General features: G+C 61.6%; 15 protein-coding genes. 14 read left to right on the top strand and 1 reads right to left on the bottom strand.

What is annotated here, in order from left to right:
- Positions 1-3: 3 nt before the first annotated feature.
- Positions 4-876: an alpha/beta hydrolase gene (locus tag D3M70_RS12950; protein ID WP_165869795.1), complete on the bottom strand. Its 873-nt coding sequence runs from the start codon at positions 874-876 to the stop codon at positions 4-6.
- 272 nt (positions 877-1,148) lie between these two features.
- Between D3M70_RS12950 and phnC the strand changes: the two genes are divergently transcribed.
- The 14 genes from phnC to D3M70_RS12875 all read left to right on the top strand — a co-directional run bounded on the left by phnC (position 1,149) and on the right by D3M70_RS12875 (position 20,490).
- Entirely contained in the window at positions 1,149-1,982 is an 834-nt protein-coding gene (gene phnC, locus D3M70_RS12945) for a phosphonate ABC transporter ATP-binding protein (protein ID WP_120126150.1), read from the top strand.
- A 68-nt stretch (positions 1,983-2,050) separates the two neighbouring features.
- Positions 2,051-3,055: a phosphonate ABC transporter substrate-binding protein gene (phnD, locus tag D3M70_RS12940; RefSeq protein ID WP_120126149.1), complete on the top strand. Its 1,005-nt coding sequence runs from the start codon at positions 2,051-2,053 to the stop codon at positions 3,053-3,055.
- 77 nt (positions 3,056-3,132) lie between these two features.
- Positions 3,133-3,921 carry a phosphonate ABC transporter, permease protein PhnE gene (phnE, locus tag D3M70_RS12935; protein WP_120126148.1) on the top strand — a complete coding sequence of 263 codons (789 nt, stop codon included), beginning with the start codon at positions 3,133-3,135 and terminating at the stop codon, positions 3,919-3,921.
- Between the two features lie 38 nt (positions 3,922-3,959).
- On the top strand, positions 3,960-4,679 hold the full coding sequence (phnF, locus tag D3M70_RS12930; protein ID WP_165869799.1) for a phosphonate metabolism transcriptional regulator PhnF: 720 nt from the start codon (positions 3,960-3,962) through the stop codon (positions 4,677-4,679).
- A 14-nt stretch (positions 4,680-4,693) separates the two neighbouring features.
- On the top strand, positions 4,694-5,161 hold the full coding sequence (phnG, locus tag D3M70_RS12925; protein ID WP_375232959.1) for a phosphonate C-P lyase system protein PhnG: 468 nt from the start codon (positions 4,694-4,696) through the stop codon (positions 5,159-5,161).
- Entirely contained in the window at positions 5,161-5,808 is a 648-nt protein-coding gene (phnH, locus tag D3M70_RS12920; protein ID WP_120126146.1) for a phosphonate C-P lyase system protein PhnH, read from the top strand. The genes phnG and phnH overlap by 1 nt, the downstream gene beginning before the upstream one ends.
- Positions 5,808-6,881, top strand: a complete 1,074-nt coding sequence (locus D3M70_RS12915) for a carbon-phosphorus lyase complex subunit PhnI (protein ID WP_120126145.1) — start codon at positions 5,808-5,810, stop codon at positions 6,879-6,881. Before phnH ends, D3M70_RS12915 begins: the two co-directional genes overlap by 1 nt.
- Complete coding sequence (locus tag D3M70_RS12910; protein ID WP_120126144.1) at positions 6,878-7,765, top strand: alpha-D-ribose 1-methylphosphonate 5-phosphate C-P-lyase PhnJ; 888 nt, start codon at positions 6,878-6,880, stop codon at positions 7,763-7,765. Before D3M70_RS12915 ends, D3M70_RS12910 begins: the two co-directional genes overlap by 4 nt.
- Positions 7,762-8,577 (top strand): phosphonate C-P lyase system protein PhnK, encoded by an 816-nt coding sequence (phnK, locus tag D3M70_RS12905; protein WP_120126143.1) that lies wholly within the window; start codon positions 7,762-7,764, stop codon positions 8,575-8,577. Before D3M70_RS12910 ends, phnK begins: the two co-directional genes overlap by 4 nt.
- A 25-nt stretch (positions 8,578-8,602) precedes the next feature.
- Positions 8,603-9,319 (top strand): phosphonate C-P lyase system protein PhnL, encoded by a 717-nt coding sequence (gene phnL / locus D3M70_RS12900; protein WP_120126142.1) that lies wholly within the window; start codon positions 8,603-8,605, stop codon positions 9,317-9,319.
- Positions 9,313-10,476 (top strand): alpha-D-ribose 1-methylphosphonate 5-triphosphate diphosphatase, encoded by a 1,164-nt coding sequence (locus D3M70_RS12895; RefSeq protein ID WP_120126141.1) that lies wholly within the window; start codon positions 9,313-9,315, stop codon positions 10,474-10,476. The genes phnL and D3M70_RS12895 overlap by 7 nt, the downstream gene beginning before the upstream one ends.
- The gene (gene phnN / locus D3M70_RS12890; protein ID WP_120126140.1) at positions 10,476-11,054 is read left to right on the top strand and encodes a phosphonate metabolism protein/1,5-bisphosphokinase (PRPP-forming) PhnN; all 579 of its coding nucleotides are present in this window, start codon (positions 10,476-10,478) and stop codon (positions 11,052-11,054) included. Before D3M70_RS12895 ends, phnN begins: the two co-directional genes overlap by 1 nt.
- A complete protein-coding gene (gene phnP, locus D3M70_RS12885; RefSeq protein WP_120126139.1) occupies positions 11,045-11,794 on the top strand; it encodes a phosphonate metabolism protein PhnP in 750 nt (249 codons plus the stop codon). The genes phnN and phnP overlap by 10 nt, the downstream gene beginning before the upstream one ends.
- A 1,610-nt stretch (positions 11,795-13,404) precedes the next feature.
- Entirely contained in the window at positions 13,405-20,490 is a 7,086-nt protein-coding gene (locus tag D3M70_RS12875) for an RHS repeat domain-containing protein (protein ID WP_133306465.1), read from the top strand.
- Positions 20,491-20,500 lie beyond the last annotated feature (10 nt).

Here is a 20,500-nt window from a genome sequence, read left to right as displayed (position 1 = left end):
GTTTCAGGGCTGTTCGGGCAATCCGGCAGCGCGGCGCAGGCCCAGGTGCAATGCCGTGGTGAACATCTGGCCGTGGTTGCGGCCGTTGAACTGCTGGTAGCTGGCCTCGGTGCCGGGCAATGTCGCCAGATGCTCTGCCAGCAGGCGATTGGCGTCGCTGGGCACGGCCTGCATTTGCTTCCTTCTTTCCGGCGAGCCGCCATCGAACTGCGCGATGGGCGGCTTGCCTTCCCTTTCTCCCTTGACCAGCCGAACGGTGCGCGTGGTGCCTTCGGGAAACCGTTCAAGCGCCATCCCGTTCTCGAACGTCATCGGCTGATACCACAGCGACGGGCTGGCGGCGATCCAGGTCTGGAAGGCATCGGGTTTTTCCAGCAACGCATACAGCACGAACAGCCCGCCGAATGAATGGCCCCACAGTGTCTCCCGGCTCAGGTCCACTGAATGGCGCGCCTTGATCTGCGGTTTGATCCTCGTCTCCAGCGTGTCCAGAAACGCCTTCGACGTGGTTCCGGTGTAATCACGGGTGCGTTGCTCGCCGTCGTAGGTGCCGTCGATGTCATACCCGATCATCACCAGCAGCGGTGGGGTGCCTGCGGCCAGTTCACCCAGCCAGTCGTCACGCAACTCGGCCAGCGCGTTATTGCCATCGAGCAGGTACATCACCGGATAGCCGGCAGCAGGCGGTGGATTCTCGGGGATGCCGATGTCCAGACGGTAATGACGCTGGGCGTCCGGGGAGTCGATGTTCAAGCGTTCGAAACGGTAATGGGCAGAGCCGGTTGCAGCCAATGTGGGGGTCTCCTGGAGTTCAGCGTGGGCAATGATGGCCACGAGGGCCAGCACAACGAACGCAAAATATTTCATTCCTTTCATCGATTCGCCTGTCTTGTCGTGGCCCGCAGCCCGTGTCGGGTTGTCTAGCCAGCGCCCCGGCCAGCCCGCCGTTTTTGCCAGACATGTCGACAAAATACGCGAATGCAGGGGCATCAAACAGTCAACGAACTGTTATCTGGCGTTCATCGTCGGTTCATGGAACTGCCACACGCTCTCTCTAATGTCACTCGCACCGAACACGGCCAGGGACTGGCTGAACGTTTGAACATCCACCTCGGCAGGACGCCCGAACCACAAGACAAGAGAAGCCCATGAACGCAGCTATCCATGTCGACCGCTTGAACAAGACGTTTGCTCGCAAGACCGCACTGGTTGACCTTGCATTGTCTATACAACCCGGAGAAATGGTAGCGCTGATCGGCGCTTCCGGCTCAGGAAAGTCCACGCTGTTGCGCCATCTGGCCGGCCTTGCGTGCTGCGACCGCAACAACGGCGGCAGCGTCCGCGTACTGGGCCGTGAAGTGCAGGCCTCGGGCCGACTCAATAGCAAGGTACGTCGACTGCGCGCCGACATCGGCTACATCTTCCAGCAGTTCAACCTGGTCAACCGCCTGAGCGTGCTCGACAACGTACTGCTCGGTTGCCTGGGGCGCATGCCGCGCTGGCGTGGCAGCCTGGGCCTGTTCAATGCCGAGGAGAAGGCCCGCGCCATGGCCAATCTGGATCGCGTCGGTCTGGCGGATCTGGCTCAGCAGCGCGCTTCGACCTTGTCCGGCGGTCAGCAGCAACGGGTCGCCATTGCCCGCACCCTGACGCAACAGGCCGAAGTCATTCTGGCCGACGAACCCATCGCTTCGCTGGACCCCGAATCGGCCCGCAAGGTCATGGAAATTCTTGCCGACATCAATCGCCGGGACGGCAAGACCGTGGTCGTGACCTTGCATCAAGTGGACTATGCCGTGCGTTATTGCCCCCGTGCCGTTGCGCTCAAAGGCGGGCGCATTCACTTCGACGGCAACGGTGCCGACCTCAGCGGCCAGTTCCTCAATGACCTTTACGGCGCCGACGCCGACGCCAGCCTGATGTTCGCCGACAAGGGCCGCAACGCCGGTCGCCCGCCACAGCTGGTGCTGGCCCAGGCGTGAAAGCGCCGCCGCTGGCGCTTCGCCCGAACAACCCGAAAAACACCACAACCTCGTTCCAGGAGCTTTCCATGTTGAACCGTATCGGTCGCGTGTTCGCGTCTGCCGCTGTGCTCGCCGGTTGCCTGATGGGCAACGCGCAAGCCGACGACAGCGCCATCAACTTCGGCATCATGTCCACCGAGTCCTCGCAGAACCTGAAAAGCGTGTGGCAGCCGTTCCTCGACGACATGTCGAAAAAGACCGGGCTGAAAGTCAACGCCACCTTCGCCTCCGACTATGCCGGCCTGATTCAGGGCATGCGTTTCAACAAGGTCGACGTGGCCTGGCTGGGCAACAAGGCGGCGATGGAAGCCGTTGACCGTTCCGGCGGCGAGATCTTCGCCCAGACCGCAGCCGCCAACGGCGCACCGGGTTACTGGAGCCTGATCATTGCGCGCAAGGACAGCTCGATCAATTCCATTGACGACATGTTTAAGCACGCCAAGGAACTGACCTTCGGCAACGGTGACCCGAACTCCACATCGGGCTATCTGGTGCCGGGCTATTACGTGTTCGCCAAGAACAACGTCGATGCCGCCACTGCCTTCAAACGCACGCTGAACTCCAGCCACGAGGTCAACGCGCTCAGCGTTGCCAAGGGCCAGCTGGACGTGGCCACTTTCAACACCGAAAGCATGGACCGCCTGGAAGTCACCCAGCCGGAGAGCGCCGCCAAGCTCAAGGTGATCTGGAAGTCGCCGATCATTCCGGCCGACCCGATGGTCTGGCGCAAAGGCATGGCCGATGCCACCAAGAACAAGATCCGCGATTTCTTCGCCCACTACGGCGACACCGACGAAGAAAAGGCCGTGCTGAAGAACATGCAGATGGGCAAGTTCCTCAAGTCTTCGGACGACCAGTTGCTGACCATCCGCCAGCTGGAGCTGTTCAAGCAGAAGACCGAAACCACCGCCAGCACCAGCCTCAGCGCCGACGAAAAAGCCACCCGCCTCAAAGAGATCGATGCCGGCCTGACCAAGCTTCAGGACCGCATCTCGGAACTGGAAAAGCAGAGCACCGCCAAGGCGGGTTGAGGCAACCGATGGGCGCCTGACCTGCACGGGCGCCGCATCAGTCACCGCTGTTCATGTATGAGTAATCGGGAAACCTTATGACCACTCACGCTGCTTACGTTGAAATCGCCGGCAAGCGCAGTTGGCCGCAATACCTGGGCTGGGGCGTGTTCCTGGCGCTGATGGCCTGGGCCTGGCACGGCGCCGAGATGAACCCGCTGACGCTGTACCGCGACTCCGGCAACATGGCGACTTTCGCCGCCGATTTCTTTCCGCCGGACTTCCACGAATGGCGTTCCTACCTCAAGGAAATGGTCACCACCGTGCACATCGCGCTGTGGGGCACCTTGCTGGCGATCGTCTGTTCGGTGCCGCTGGGCGTGCTCTGCGCCGACAACATCACACCGTGGTGGATTCACCAGCCGCTGCGTCGGGTGATGGACGCCTTCCGCTCGATCAATGAAATGGTCTTCGCGATGCTGTTCGTGGTGGCCGTCGGTCTGGGCCCGTTCGCCGGTGTCCTGGCGTTGTGGATCAGCACCACTGGCGTACTCGCCAAGCTGTTCGCCGAAGCGGTGGAAGCCATCGACCCGGGGCCTGTCGAGGGCGTGCGAGCCACCGGTGCCAGCGCCTTGCAGGAAGTGATCTTCGGCGTCATCCCGCAAGTCATGCCGCTGTGGATTTCCTATGCCTTGTACCGCTTCGAATCCAACGTTCGCTCGGCGACGGTGGTGGGCATGGTCGGCGCGGGCGGCATCGGCGTGATCCTCTGGGAAAACATCCGCGCCTTCCAGTTCACCCAGACCTGCTCGGTGTTGCTGGTGATCATCGTGGTGGTCAGCGTCATCGACATCTTCTCCCAGCGTCTGCGCAAGCAGTTCATCTAACGAATCGACAGGAGAGGGTGCGAACCCTTTTTTTAGCCATGCAGTTGTCTAGACAATCAGAGCCCACGCATCGGGAACCGATGTACCGCGAACTGGCGGACACGTTACGCCGCGAAATGAGTCACTACACCGCCGGCGAATTCCTGCCTGCCGAAACCCGGCTGGCGGCGCGCTTCGACGTCAACCGTCACACCGTGCGTCGAGCCATCGACGAGCTGGTGCGCGAAGGCAGCCTGCTGCGCCGCCAGGGCAAGGGCACGCAAGTGCTGGGCCGTCCGCTGGTGTACCCGGTCGCCGCCGAGAGCGCCTACAGCCAGTCGTTGTCGGCTCAAGGTCATGGCGTCGAAGCGCTGCTGCTGCAACGCCGCCACTGCACCGCCACCCGCGAAGAGGCCGAGCATCTGGGCCTTGAAGAACACGCGCCGCTGATCGAACTGCAAACCCTGCGGCGTCTCGACGGTCAGCCGGTGAGCCTGATTCGTCACCGCTATTGCGCCAGCCGCAGCGACCTGCTGGCCGACTACAAAAGCGGCTCGGTGCGCCAGTTTCTGTCCGCCCGCGACCTGCCGTTGACCCGCACGTTCAGCCTGATCGGCGCGCGTTTGCCGAGCCGTGAAGAAGCCAGCGTGTTGTTGATGCCACGCCATCTACCGGCGCTGACCGTGCTCACCCTTTCCCGCGACGCGGACGGAAACCCGGTGGAGATAGCCCATTCCACCAGCCGCTCCGACCGCTTCCAGTATCAGATCGTCACCTGATGGAGATCCCCTCGATGACTGCCACATCCGCACTGTCTTCACGCCCGGAACACGCCGCCCGCCAACACTGGATCGGGGTGCTCTCGCGCACTCGCCGCGCTGATCTGCTGACGCACGAACCCGCCCTGCGCGACGCCGAATACCAGCTGATCCGCGCCCCGGAAATCGGCATGACCCTGGTCCGTGGCCGCATGGGCGGCAGTGGCGCGCCATTCAATGTCGGCGAAATGAGCGTCACCCGTTGCGTGGTGCGCCTTGCCGATGGCCGCACCGGTTACAGCTATCTGGCCGGGCGCGACAAGGCCCACGCCGAACTGGCCGCGCTGGCCGACGCGCATTTGCAAGGCGCACAACAGGCTCACTGGATGCGTGAGCTGATCGAACCGCTGGCACAGGCGCAAGCCGCGAGCCGGTCCAGACAACAAGCCGAAACCGCCGCGACCAAGGTGGACTTCTTCACGTTGGTCAGAGGAGAAAACTGATGAGCACGACTTCTGTAAGCGCAACCGCTTCGAGCGCGAATTTGCTGCAGCCTGCTTTCGCTGATCCGGTGCTGGATGCCCAGCGCAGTTTCCGCGCCGCGCTCAAGGCCCTGGCCGGACCCGGTGTCGCCCAAAGCCTGTTGTCGGCGCAGATCCCGCCGCATCTCGAAGGACTGGCCTCGGCCAGCCATGCGCTGTGCCTGGCGTTGCTGGATATCGACACACCGTTGTGGCTGGCGCCAAAGTTCGACACCCAGGCGATTCGCGCCAACCTGACCTTTCATTGCGGCTGCCCGATTGTCAGTGATCGCCAGAATGCGCGATTCGCCTTGCTGGACGACAGTCAACTGCACGACCTCAGCGGTTTCGATCTGGGCAACGACCGTTACCCCGATCAGTCCTGCACCTTGTTGATTCAACTGCCGAGCCTGCAAGGCGGACGTCAGGTTGCTTTCCAGGGACCGGGCATCGAGACGAAAAACCACGTCAGCCTGCCGCTGCAAGAAGCGTTCTGGGAAGAGCGCGAATCGCGCAATGATTTTCCCCGTGGCATCGATGTGTTTTTTCTCGCCGGCAGTGAATTGATGGGCCTGCCGCGCAGTACGCAAGTGGCGTTCAAACCGATGCTGACCAAAGGAGGTGCCTGATGTACGTTGCCGTCAAAGGGGGCGAGCAGGCCATCGACAACGCCCACAAGCTGCTGGCCAAGAAGCGCCGTGGCGACACCTCGGTCGCCGAGCTGGCCGTCGAGCAGATTCGTCAGCAATTGCCGCTGGCGGTCGCCCGGGTGATGACCGAAGGCTCGCTGTACGACGAAGAACTCGCCGCGCTGGCGATCAAGCAAGCGGCGGGGGACCTGGTCGAAGCGATCTTCCTGCTGCGCGCCTACCGCACCACGTTGCCGCGTTTCAGCGCCAGCCTGCCGATCGACACCTCGGCGATGCAGCTCAATCGTCGTCTGTCGGCGACCTTCAAGGACGTTCCAGGCGGGCAATTGCTGGGTCCGACCTTCGACTACACCCACCGTCTGCTGGATTTCACCTTGCTGGCCGAAGGCGAATTTCCGGGGCCGCAGGGCAAACCCGAGGCGACGGTCGAGGCCTGCCCGCGGGTGCTCGGGTTACTGGCCAAAGAGGGCTTGATCAAGGAAGAGGCCGACACCGGCGCGCCGGTCGCTGACATCACTCGCGAGCCGCTGGAGTACCCGGCCAGCCGCGCCGAGCGCCTGCAAGCGCTGGCCCGTGGCGACGAAGGTTTTCTGTTGGCGCTGGGTTATTCCACGCAGCGCGGTTATGGCCGCAATCACCCGTTCGCCGGGGAAATACGCGTGGGTGAAGTCGAGGTCTGGATCGAGCCTGAAGAGTTGGGCTTCCCGATCTCCATCGGCGCCATCGAAGTCACCGAGTGCGAGATGGTTAACCAGTTCGTCGGCTCTGCCACGGAGCTGCCGCAATTCACCCGCGGTTATGGCCTGGCGTTCGGGCATGCCGAGCGCAAGGCCATGGGCATGGCGCTGGTGGATCGTTCGCTGCGTGCGGGCGAGTACGCCGAGGAAATCGTCTCGCCAGCGCAGCAGGAAGAATTCGTCCTCGCTCACTGCGACAACGTCGAAGCCTCGGGTTTCGTCTCGCACCTCAAACTGCCGCATTACGTCGACTTCCAGGCCGAGCTGGAACTGATTCGTAAACTGCGCAAGCCTTCCAAGGAGCAGGCCCTATGAACGCCGCCACACAACCCCGGCGCGTACCCCGAGAATCGCGCGACGAGGCGTACAACTTCGCTTATCTGGACGAACAGACCAAACGCATGATCCGGCGTGGCTTGCTCAAGGCCGTGGCGATCCCCGGTTATCAGGTACCGTTCGGCGGCCGTGAAATGCCGCTGCCCTATGGTTGGGGCACCGGCGGCATGCAGCTGACCGCCGCGATTCTGGGCGCTGAAGACGTGCTCAAGGTTATTGACCAGGGTGCCGACGACACCACCAACGCAGTGTCGATCCGCCGCTTCTTCGCCCGCACCGCCGGCGTGGAAACCACCGAGCGCACCCCTGACGCAACAATCATCCAGACCCGACACCGCATCCCGGAAACACCGCTGCACGCCGACCAGATCATGGTCTATCAGGTGCCGATTCCCGAGCCGCTGCGTTTCATCGAGCCGTCGGAAACCGAAACCCGGACCATGCACGCATTGAACGACTATGGCGTGATGCACGTGAAACTCTACGAAGACATCGCCACCTTCGGCCATATCGCCACGGCCTATGCCTATCCGGTGACCGTCAACGAGCGCTACGTAATGGACCCGTCGCCGATCCCGAAATTCGACAACCCGAAACTGGACATGAGCCCGGCGCTGATGCTGTTCGGTGCCGGTCGCGAGAAACGTTTGTACGCGGTGCCGCCGTTCACCCGAGTCAGCAGCCTGGACTTCGAAGACCATCGGTTCGAGGTGCAGAAGTGGGAGCACCATTGTGCGATCTGCGGCAGCCATGACTCGTTCCTCGACGAGTTGATCCTCGACGACCAGGGCACCCAGAGCTTCGTCTGCTCGGACACCGATTACTGCGCCCAGCGGGTCAACGAGGGGAGGGCTGCCCAATGATCGCCGCTCAAACGCTACCTCAGGATGTTGAGGCCAATCGTGCACAACCGCTGCTCAAGGTCAACGGACTGACCAAACTCTACGGCCCCGAAAAGGGCTGCCAGGACGTCAGTTTCGAGCTGTACCCCGGTGAAGTGCTGGGCATCGTCGGCGAGTCCGGCTCGGGAAAATCGACCCTGCTCTCGTTGCTCAGCGGCCGTTGCCCACCCGATCGTGGTGTCATCGACTACCGCGGCGTTCAAGGCAACTGGCTCGACCTGTACAGCGCCAGCGAAGCCGAACGGCGCACCTTGCTGCGCACAGAATGGGGCTTCGTCGAGCAGAACCCTCGGGACGGCCTGCGCATGGCGGTTTCGGCAGGGGCCAATATCGGCGAGCGCTTGATGGCTCAGGGCGTGCGCAACTATCAGCAACTGCGTGCGGCAGGGCTCGACTGGCTCAATCAGGTGGAGATCGACCCGGCGCGCATCGACGACCTGCCACGGACCTTTTCCGGCGGCATGCAACAGCGTCTGCAGATTGCCCGCAATCTGGTTTCCGGCCCGCGACTGGTCTTCATGGACGAACCCACAGGCGGCCTCGACGTCTCGGTGCAGGCGCGTCTGCTGGACCTGATGCGCGGCCTGGTGCGTGAGCTGGATCTGGCCGTGGTGATCGTCACCCACGACTTGGCCGTGGCCCGGCTGCTGGCCGACCGCCTGATGGTCATGCGTCGCTCCCATGTGGTGGAAACCGGGTTGACCGATCAGATCCTTGACGACCCGCAACACCCGTATTCGCAGCTGTTGGTGTCTTCGGTGCTGCAGCCCTGATCCCTGACTTTTTCAAGGTGTCCTGATGAACACGCTGATCGAGGTCCGTGACCTCTCGAAAACCTTCACCCTGCATCAGCAGAACGGGGTGGTGTTGAATGTGTTGCGCGGTTTGAGTTTTTCGGTGCACGGTGGCGAGTGTCTCGTGTTGCACGGTCATTCCGGCGCGGGTAAAAGCACGTTGCTGCGCACGCTTTACGGCAACTATCTGCCCGCGGGCGGCAGCATTCGTGTGCAGCATGAGGGCCGATGGCTGGAACTGGTGGGCGCCGAGCCCCGCGATGTGCTGGCGGTGCGTCAGCAGACACTGGGCTACGTCAGTCAGTTTCTGCGGGTGATTCCCCGGGTGGCGACGCTGGACGTGGTGATGGAACCGGCATTGGCTCGTGGCTGGAACCGCGAGGCGGCGCAAGCGCGCGCCGAGCAACTGCTGAGCCGCCTGAACATCCCGCAACGCCTCTGGCAGCTGGCGCCGGGGACCTTTTCGGGTGGAGAGCAACAGCGCGTCAACATCGCTCGCGGTTTCATGGTGCCGTGGCCGGTGATGTTGCTGGACGAACCCACCGCGTCGCTGGACGACAGCAACCGCCAGGTCGTGCTGGAACTGATCAATGAAGCGAAACGCGCCGGTGCCGCCGTGATCGGCATCTTCCATGACCGGCTGGCGCGCGAGGCGGTGTCCGACCGCCATCTGGACATGACCCCGCTGGACCTGACCGCCAAGGAGTTACTGGCATGCTGAACGAACAGATCCTGACCAACGCCCGTATCGTCACTGCCGATCAGGTGTTCACCGGCACCGTGGTCCTGCGCGATGGCCTGATCAGCGAAGTCGAAACCGGCGTCAGTTCCCTGCCGCAGGCGCAGAATCTGGGCGGCGATTACCTGTTGCCCGGCCTGGTGGAACTGCACACCGACAATCTGGAAAAACACCTGAGCCCGCGTCCTGGCGTGGACTGGCCGTCCGCCTCGGCGGTTATGAGCCACGATGCGCAGATCATCGCGGCGGGCATCACCACGGTGTTCGACGCGCTGTCCATTGGCGACGTCAACCCCAAAGGCAAGCGCATGCAGCAACTGCCGGGCATGGTCGAGGCCATCGCCACGGCGAACGCCGCCGACATGACCCGCGCCGAGCACCGACTGCACCTGCGCTGCGAAGTCTGCCATCCGGACACGCTCAGCGTGTTCCGCGACCTGGTGGAGCAACCGCTGGTGCAGCTTGTGTCCGTAATGGACCATTCGCCGGGTCAGCGCCAGTTCGCCCTTGAATCGAAGTACCGTGAGTACTACATGGGTAAATACCACCTGAGCACCGAGCAGATGGACGCGTTCATCGTCGAGCAGGTCGCCAATTCGAAGGTCTACAGCGACCGTTATCGCCGCGCTATCGTCGACATCTGCCTGGATCGCGGGCTGTCGGTGGCCAGCCATGACGATGCGACGGTCGCCCACGTCGAGGAATCGGCGGGTTACGGCATGACCATCGCCGAGTTTCCGACCACGCTGGAAGCGGCGCAAGCCTGTCGGCGCCTGGAGATGAGCGTGTTGATGGGCGCGCCGAACATCGTTCGCGGTGGCTCGCACTCAGGCAACATCGCGGCGGCGACCCTGGCCAAAGAAGGGCTACTGGATATTCTCTCCAGCGATTATTATCCGGCCAGTCTGTTGCAGGCGGCGTTCACGCTCGGTGTGCAGCTGGACGAACATCAACAGGTGCCCGGGGCAGGGCTGGCGAGAGCGGTCGCCACCGTGAGCCGGGCACCTGCGGTCTCGGCAGGCTTGCATGATCGCGGTGAAATCCGCGTCGGCCTGCGCGCCGATCTGATCCATGCCCGCGCCGTGGGCGCCCTGCCGGTAATTCAGCAGGTCTGGCGACAAGCGAAGAGGGTTTTCTGATGGCAGGCAGGTTGATCTATCTCATCGGGCCGTCCGGTTCCGGCAAGGACAGCCTGCTGGATGCCGCGCGCGAACCGATGGCCGCTCGCGGCTGCCGGATCGTGCGCCGGGTCATCACCCGCTCGGCCGAAGCCAAGGGCGAGGCGGCGCAGGCGGTCAGCGTCGAACGTTTCGATCAGATGCAGGCGCAGGGTGCATTTGCCCTGAGCTGGTCTGCCAACGGCCTGCATTACGGCATTCCCGATGAGATCGATCAATGGCTGGCGGGCGGGCACGACGTGCTGGTCAACGGTTCGCGCGGGCATCTGCCCCAGGCGCAGGCGCGATACCCGGACCTGCTGGTGGTGTTGCTCAGCGTCGATCAGGCGGTCTTGCGTCAGCGTTTGCTGGCGCGGGGCAGGGAGTCGGCGCAGGAGATCGAGGCACGTCTGGCGCGCAATGCGCAATTTGCCGATGAACTGCTGGCCGCGCCTGCGACAAAGGCCCCTTCGGTGATTCTGCTGGACAACTCCGGTGAGCTGGCACAGACCGTCAGCCGTTTGCTGCAACGCATCGACCGGGAGCACGCATGCGCCTGACCTTGCTGGGGACGGGCGACGCGCGGCAGGTGCCGGTTTACGGTTGTCAGTGTCAGGGGTGTCAGGCGGCTTACGCCGATCCGCGCCTGCGCCGACGACCGTGTTCGGCGCTGGTCGAACTGGGAGACCAGCGCTGGTTGATCGACAGCGGCCTGCCGGACCTCACCGAACGTTTTCCGCCGCGCAGCTTCAGCGGCATTCTCCAGACCCATTACCACGCCGATCATGCGCAGGGCTTGTTGCATCTGCGCTGGGGGCAGGGGCTGGTGATTCAGGTGCACGGCCCGGCCGACCCGGAAGGGTTGTCGGACCTGTACAAACATCCGGGGATTCTGGATTTCAGCCAGCCGTTCGCGGCGTTTGAAACGCGCTCGTTGGGTGAGCTTCAGGTGACGGCGCTGCCGTTGCTGCATTCAAAACCGACGCTGGGTTATTTGCTGGAAGGGGGCGGGCGGCGTGTGGCTTATCTGACCGATACCGTCGGGCTACCGGAAGATACTTCCGCTTATTTGCAAAAACAGCCACTGGACGTGCTTGTACTTGACTGCTCTCTGCCGCCGCAGCCGCAAGCGCCGCGTAATCACAACGACTTGAATCTGGCGTTAACGATCATCGAGGAATTGAAGCCGGAGAGGGGCGTGCTGACCCACGTAGGGCACACGCTGGATGCATGGTTGATCGAGCATGGGGATGAGTTGCCGGGCCATGTGCTGGTTGCGCGGGACGGGATGGAAATCTAGCCCCCAACTCGACCGTGCTGTCACAGAGGGTGTGGGGGTGAGACGCGCACCGGTCTGGATATTCGATCGTCAGTGGGTTGCGCAATGCAATCGGACCGCTTGTCACCGCAGCGGTGTTTATGGCTTGCGCATCAAATTCCGCAACTACACTTTTTCCTGACAGGGCGGTTTTTATCGGCTCTGCGCACCCATCAGTTTTGCCCGTTGCTTCGAGGCAATGCGTGCAATGTTTTCTGAAGATCGTCCGACCCGTCTGAGGCTGCAGTTCAGCGATTTGACTGCGACCTGGATGCATCACTGCGCGCGACGATCCGGCAACAAATGGATAGCCACAACGTTTCAGAGGAATGCCAGGATGGCCTACACACAAAGTGATTTTGAAAAGTACTTAAAACGCGGTGAATCGGTTGAACTCAATGGTCAACGCTACGTTTATGTAAGAGCAACCGGGTGTGTCGCAGATCATGTTGAGCTCAGCTTGAACCGGGGAGGAAAAGAGATACTGGTTGCTTTCAAGGACGTGAATCAAGTACCGAAGATTGACGAGCGCAAGCGTGAACTGGCCACGCAGTTGGCCTTGCTTGTTGATGCAGGAGGCGTCGTTGTTGCGCGGGCGGATTGGGATGCACTCGATGCGGGTGTCGGCCCGATTCTCATAGAACAGAACGATGGACATTATATTTACGGGTATGCGAAGCAGGTCCGGAGAGTGTACAGATACGAATTCAATCTAGAGTTCGTCTATCTTGATCTGACGGCAGCTGAAGAAAGCAGCGCTGTCTATGACGCCATTTCGCTCGCCTTGCCGATGCTGGCGTCGGCCCGTCGCGTGACAGCGGCTGATGGCAATGACACCCTCTACCTTTCCACTGTGGACAATATTTACGCCTTGCGCGACGTCGATTCCGTCAAGTTGTCCTATGCGCCAGCCGGTTCTCCGATTGGCGTAACTGATAGGGAACATCTTCCTGCCGGGCAAAATGAGCAGAAACCTGTGCCTGCGGTCACTCCGCAGACAGTCACTCCGGAGACAGTCGCACCGTATGCCGTCCCCTACCTGATAACCACCCAGCCTGACGGCTACCTGCCCGACATGCAGGATTTCACCCTGGAGCGTGCGGGCAGCGTCGACGATGGCTGGTACAGCACCGTGCCGATCAAGGCCGACCGATCACTGGACGATGGTGAGGTGCTGAGTGCATTTCTGGTCAATCGTCGCGACGGCGAGATCAGCCGGTTCGACTACGTTGCGCAGCCGAGAGCACGCGCAAGCGAGCAGTGGCCTGAGGCATTCGCGCAATTCATTGCAGGCCAGGGCGCTGCGATGACAGCCGGGGCTTGGGTCGAGGGCGATACCTTCTCGACCGCAACAACGCCTTTGCGGCTTTGGTGCCATGCCAGATACCGTGCGTTCACCAACGCACCGTTCTCTGCCAATCAGGTCCAGGTGCTCGCCTGCAATGACGACTTCCCGTTGGCCGCCGGACAGACGCTCTGCCTCCAGGTACGGGATCTGAAGACGCAAGCGCTCTTCGAACAGCATTTTTACCAGGCTGNATCAAGACAGCCGTCTTCTGCGAGCGGGTGTGCTGGGCAGTGGTTGCTCTGTGGTGCCCGCTGACAAGGGCAATGCGTTCTGGGGGCCGCAATGCGCCGAACTGAGCGTTACGCTGACACTGGCGGGCTGGTGGGAAAGCCGAAAAGTAGAGGGCTCACAGGCCCTGGACGAAGGCACCACCCTGCACGCCTGGGTCTACGACGCGTTTTCCCACCGCCTGCTGGCTCAGCATGAATGGACCCCGAGTGCCGCCCAGAGAGCTGGCGGAAAATGGCTGGCACCGTGGGCCAGTGCATTGAATACGTCAGCGGTGTCGGCGTACCTGCAGGCCGCTGTTGGCAGCCCCGCTGAAGCGGGCCTTAAAGTCACGGCGACGCGGGGCCTTGGGCTCTGGCACCGGGGCGACGGGTTACGCATTTTCACCTCCCTGCCAGACACGGGGAACCGCTCGGTGGGGCTTGGACTGGACATACCGCAAGGATTGCAATCCTCTGACCCGATCCGGGTGACGGTGCGCCATCCTTACAGCGGCCAGGTGCTGCGTGAAGCGGTATTCGAACCTGCCGCACCCGATGAGTGGGTGTGTGATCAACGCGTCTGGCGTGAGGCACTCGTCGGGTTCCTCAAAGAGCAGGCTTGGCCTGAGCTGCAAATACAGCTGGCAAGCGAGGCTGAGGGTGTTTCCAACGTCTGGATGCCGCGCTTTTGCGAGCTGCAAGTCGATCTCGACCCGGTCGCCACTGGCCTTGAGTCTGCAGCGATTGCCGCTACGGGCCTGCCCACGGTGACGCTGGAATCGGGTATTGGCTCATTGCGGCTAACCGCCGGTGTGCATGCCGGTGAGCTTGAGTTTCGTTTGAACCACGCTACTTTCAAAAAAGGCATGCGTATAGCCGCCTGTGTGCCGGTAATGTCGGGTGAGGGGGCGGGTGAAGAGGTGCCCTGGCCGATTTCCGTGACGGCGGACCGAATCACGTGGGGCGCACTGACCCGGCCATGCACCTATGAGGTCAGCCTGGATTGCCCGGAGAGCCTGCACGGCGAGCAAGAACAAATCGTCGGCCATATCGGTGCCTCCGCGCAGACGCAATTCTGGCAAGCCCCTCAACCCGTCTTGTACACCCCGCCCAAACGGTTGGAGCCTTACTCACCGATCAGTCCCCTGTGCGAGGATTACGGCAATACCGAGCGCTCGGAAATCTTCGACACCCTCGGTCAGGGAGAGAGCGGCGTCGACCCACGCACCGGTTTGTTCCACGCCCATTACCCGGTTGCCACCTTGCAAGGCCTGAACGGACGCGGCCCGATCTGTGATCTGACCTTGCATTACTCGGCCTTGCGCGGCAACGAAGCGGGGCTTGGGGATGGCTGGGCCTGGCGATTCTCCAGCCTGGATGTGCGTGAGCGTTGCCTGACACTGGCCGATGGCACGCGGATCACATTCACGCTCGAGGAGTGGGAGATGCTCGGCGACGCCAAGTCGCTGAAGAAAAGAAACTGCGTGGTGCAATCCAGCAAGGATTACAGCGAGTTCACCCTCGACCTGCCGAGTGGTCGCCGGGAGGTACTGAGCAAACCCGCCGCGGCAGGCAGCGACGAGGAGGAGCCCAATGCCGAATTCGTCGCTAAAATCGTCCAGATGCTCGAGGCCATCAAACAAAAACGCAAGCCCGACTTTCCCGCAGTCCCTTCGCACTGGACCCAATGGGTGCTTTTCGGCCTATCACCTCAGGGGTATTACATGGCCGCGGACCTGGATTACACCGAAGCCGTCATCGCCTGGGCGGAACACGGCAGCACCAAGGAACTGGACGAGCGTATCGCTTACTACCAACGGCCCTTCGTGCAATTGCTGCCCTCACGCATCGTCTCGTTGTACGGCGAAACAGTGGAGCTGGAGTGGAAGCGCCAGAAGGGGCAATTTCAGCTCCTGAGCATCAAGAGCGGGGAGGAAGCGCTGTTCACCGCGGAATACAGTAATCCGGAAAAAACCAATGCTCAGGTCCACATGCAGGTCTGGCCAAAGAGCGTTGAATGCTTCGCGGTCCACCTGCAATTGCAAAACTGTTTATTACGCACGCTCACGCGTACTCACGAAACTGGCGACTTACCACCGCAGATCCTGCAGGAGGTCGTTTGTGGCTATGCCGACGATCCGACCCTGGATCGGGTGCTGTGCCGGTTGACCGAGCTCGACGGGTCGGTCGAGTGCGTTCATTACAGCCCGGGCATACGGGGACGCGGTAAGCCGCTTTGGCCGCAGGCCGTGCTGCATGCGGTGATTCCGGGTGATGGGCAAGAAAACCAGGTGAATACCTACCGCTACACCGGGCGTCTGCTGGACACTTCCGAGCAGTTGTACATCGTCGAGGGCGAGCGCGGAGCCCATGGGGCACGGGAGCACCATCTACAGGTGCTCGGTCTTGACGATCAGGCACAGCGTCAGGAACTGCTGACGGGCTCGGCCTCGTCCGACAGCCAGTGGCTGGAGTTCAAGTCACGGCTAGCGGGCAAAACCGAAGTCATTCGCTACACGGGATACGGGGATGATCTGGTCGCGTCCATCGGACAGATCAAGCTGGGCGTGAGACGTGACAAGGCGGTGCTGCTCCTGGGCGAGTCTCGGGTCAAGCATCAGAAGGATATCATCGAGATCCTCTGGCGCTACGGTCGGCGAGGCCGGACGCGCTTGATCCGTTCTATCGAGTCAATGCTGCACGTCAGCCCGGCGGCGGGGCGTTCGGCACTGGGCAAGGGCGTCGACAAGCTGATCATCGAACAAGGCGACGCTGGCCTGCCAGTAAAACTCGTCACGCAGGGTCAGCACACCCTTCACAGTGCTTACTATTCAGCGGATGGCGGGGAGAACATCGTCCGTGCCGCGACCCTGAATGGCCTGAACGGCGTATCGGGGGTGCCGCCATTAAGCTGCCCCAAACTGCCTGAGTACGCCGTGCCCCCGCTGATGGCCGAGTATCAATGTGATGACTTCGGCCATTCGCTGGGTTTGAAACTCTTTGGCTATCGCGCAGTTGAACGTGACGGCAGGACGTTCCTTGAGCTTGAGCAGCAGATCGTCATTGAAGGTATAGGCGTAGAGGGGGCATTCGGCGGACAGCTTTCCAGCAGTACGCCGTGGGTCAAGACTGCCGATGAAGTGCTTTGGCGTCAGCGCATCACCAGCGTTTCGCCCGTTACCGCCAAGACCACGCCGGGCGGTGCGAGCAAGGTCAGGGAGTGGAGCCTCAGCGATAAACAGTTGACTCATCTGGGCACTGAGACCTTCTCGCTGGAAACCACGCGCCTCTGCCAAGACAACCCGAATAATCCGTTCATTACAGTGCGCACGGTTTCGAAGACCCAGGCTGGCACCCAGGTGATCAGTACCGAGCGGTGTTCACGTTACAGTCAGCGTTGCCGGTCGCGCGTCGAACAGGGGATCGAGACGACCTGGGATTACGACGCTGCCGGGCGCGTGGTCCTCGAGGTGCACTATCGACTCGAGCCAGGTAAAACCACGGCCGTTGGCCAGTTTGCAGCTGAACACACCCAGACTCAATACTCTACGGATGGCAAGCTGGCGACCCAAGTCCATCGCAACCGCGATGAAAATCGAGCCTATCTGGACGGCTTGCAACGGACATGGCGCAGTGATTGGCGAAAGGCGGACTCTGGGGGTTACCTGCCGCTGTATGAATGTGCGTTGCAAGGGCTGGATGAGTCGCACGTTATGGGCAGTTGGGAGTGGGATTATTTGCCGGGTGGTCAGGCGGTGATCGAGAGGGCCCAGGTGCAGCTGCAGCGGGGGCGTCAGCCTTGGGGGACAGCGCGCGGGGTTGCCGATGTGGGGGATGTGGTCACGGGTGAAACTCCTACGGCGCAGAGTCAGGATGAAGAAGCCGATGAGGTCTGTTTTAGGGGCTTCGGCGGCGAAAGCCCAAAACAGGCAGAAGCGTTTTTTGATGATTTGGTGAAACTAAGGCAATTGCGAGGTAAGAGGTTGGACAGTATCAAGACCAACTGGGATCCCGCTATCGACCTTATTGATTCAGCTGTTAAATCGGGACGCAGAGTTTTTGACCGGGGCACTTTCGATGAGCAGATGTTTATAAAGTTTGCCCAAGGTTTGGCAGGGCGCAGTGGAGTTACATTCATTTCCAATAGTGGCAACAGTGGATATGACGTTTTAGATGACGGAAGTGTTGTGCACAATGAGGTCTATTTCGACTCTGGAAAATCGAAGACTGAACCTGATATGGAACATGTTGAACTTTTGGATTTTGAAACTTTCCTCGATCCTGGCTCAGCCAGGAAGGCAAAGGCGAGCTTTCTCCTGTCGCCCATAGCACGCATAGCAACGCCAGATGCCGTTCGCGACACAAAAACCTCGCTGATCGATGAACAGGGCCTGGATCAACAACGCCTCTCCCAACGCACCACCGAATATCTCACCAAAACAGACGGCACCTTCGTACGCACGCAGATCCTGTCGGACGGTACCGGTCAGCCGCGACTGAAACTGATTCAGTGTCTGGACACGAACGGCCGCGTCGTCAGCCGCGAGCGTGTCGTCGGCGACCAAACGTACCTATCCACAATCGAACGCGACGCACTGGGTCGAGCCATCCGGATAACGCGACCAGACGGCACGCTCGTCGAACGGACCTATCACGGCTTCAGCGACCAGATCACCGAACTCAGGGTGGATGGCAAGGTGGTGGTCACGCAGCACATGGTCAACGATTCCACCTTGCAATCACGCACGGTCGGGGGTCGCACCTACACCTTCGACGACGACACCGTGACCCTGCCCGACAAGACGCGCTTGCACACGCGTGTCGACGCCACGGGCGTTCAATGGGGCGCAGGCGACAGCCTCATCGCCAGCCTGACGCGCAACGAAGGGGTCACCACCGTGGCGTCGGGCGGTGCGGCCAACGACATGTGGAAGCACAGTTTTACCCCAACGAGCCTGCCTGGCCGCGTCAAGGAGACGCAGACCTCTGCGCGCAGCGGATCGCACAGTGTCGAGTGGCATAGCCTGCGAGGCGCCCCCGTGGCTGCGCTGCGCGCCGACGGCCACTGGCAACGTGCGTTCGCCGACCATGAAGGACGTGTACTGCGTACCTGCCAGGAGCATGAGGACGTGGCCTACCGTTACGATCCAAGGGGGCAACTGCAATCGCGCAAGGTGCAGGCATTGAGGGCTGGCGAGCAATGGCAGGTGCTTAGCGATCACGATGGCTTTGGTCGGGAAGTGACGCGAACCTTCTTGCACAACGGAGCCCCTCGCTTCGAGCAACGCATGACCTGGCGCGGGGACGGCCGGCTGGTGAGCAAGGCGAGTTACGCGGGAGGCGCGCTGACGTCTACCGAACGCTTCAGCTACGACAAACTGGATCGACTGGCACGCTATACCTGCGATGCCGTCGATGCTGCGCATTGTCCGAAGGACGCCCAGGGCAACGCGGTCAAGGCGCAAGTCTTCAGTTGGGATTCACTCGACAACCTCGTCAGTTGCGTGACCACCAAGTTCGATGATTCCGACGCGACCCTGGCGTTCAGTTACGGTGATAGCACCGATCCAGTGCGCATGACTGCGGTCGAGCTCGGCGCCGACTCTCAAGCCCTGACCTGGAGCGACAATGGCTACCTGAACGCCGCTCGAACCCCAGGCCGCTCATTCGCGTACAACGCCTTTGGCCAGTTGAGCAAGGTCAGGGATGTCGATGACGGGCTGCTGGCGCGCTATGAGTACGACGGCTATCAACGCCTGGCGGCGCAGTACGTCAAGGCCGATGAGAGCGTTCGGGAACTGCGCTACGACGGCGATGAGTTGATTGGTGAGATCCGGTTCGACAAGAACAGGGCCGTGACCCGTCGCACGAGCATTTCGGCCGGGCTTGCCGAATATGACGAGAATCAGGTGCGTTGGCTGATCGACGATCCGCAGGTCGGGATCGCCGGGCAGTTCAAGGAGGGTGAACTGACCCTGGCGCCCCTGTTGCCGTTTGGCGAAGGCGCAGCGCTCGAGGAAGTGGTCCTCGGCTACAACGGCATGCGCCGTGATCCGGTGACCGGCCAGTACCATGCCGGCAATGGCTACCGCAGTTATGACCCGATGTTGTGCCGTTACGTCCAGCCGGATTGGCTGGCACCGGTGGGAGAGGGCGGTGTGAACCCTTATCAGCACTGCCCGGATCCGGTCAATCTGCATGATCCCAGTGGCGCCATCATGCTCAGCCGCTGGGAGCAGAATCAGGTTTTACAGAACCTCGACCAAGAGCTCCAGGAAACCCGGGCCATGGAGGTCGGCGGCAGATGGCGAGGGCTCGCTTTGTCGTTGGTGTTGACGGTTGTAGGCGTCGTTGCAACGGTATTTTCCGGTGGCACGGCCTCCATGTTGCTGTTTGGTGTTCTGACGGCGCTGAGTGTCGCTTCGTTCGGACTGGAGGTGGCTTCGGTATTGACTGCAGAGTCGAATCCGAAACTGTCCAAGGCCTTGGGTATTGCCTCGATGGCTGTAGGCGTGCTGTCTGCGGCCTGTTTCATGGGGGCCATCAAGGCGGGCGTCAGTCTGCTCCGGCAGACGATCAACGCGGCTGGACGTACGGTGCGGCTCATGGGGCGCGGGGCAAAAGCGCTCGGTCGAAGTCTTGGCCGATTCCTCAAAGGCCAGGGCGGCCTCACCCGACTCTACAAAGCTCAACTGGGGTCTATGCGCCTGCCCTGGCGGATGCGCCTGCGCGGAACCATGCGCAAGGTGGGCGATTACATGGACGCCCCTGCCGCACCGCTTCAGCCGATGCCCACCTACGACAGCAGTGGTTGGGTCGGTAAGCTGAGAAGCTTTTGGGATGGGCCTGACCCGCTCAACCTGACTGGACGGCCAGCCAGGCTGTACGAGCTGGCCAACCGGTCACGGTTCGCCTCAAGGGTCAATGAAATCGAAGGGTTGGTCATCGAGAGCAATCTCTTGCGGGGGACAGGAGAGTCATCACAGGCGCTGGCGCAGGGGGATGATTCTTCATCCATCAGCTCGCGGGCACGCGCCACGCTTCGCGGCGATAACCCTTACAAGCCGCGTGATATCAAGCCTCGATACGATCTCTGGGCGGCACAGGGGCTGAGCGGCTGAGCCCGTTGCC

Source organism: Pseudomonas sp. LS-2 (assembly GCF_003605735.1).
Classification (GTDB): Bacteria; Pseudomonadota; Gammaproteobacteria; order Pseudomonadales; family Pseudomonadaceae; genus Aquipseudomonas.
Note: the sequence above shows the minus strand (reverse complement) of the source record. Positions and strands in the feature narration are given on the sequence as shown.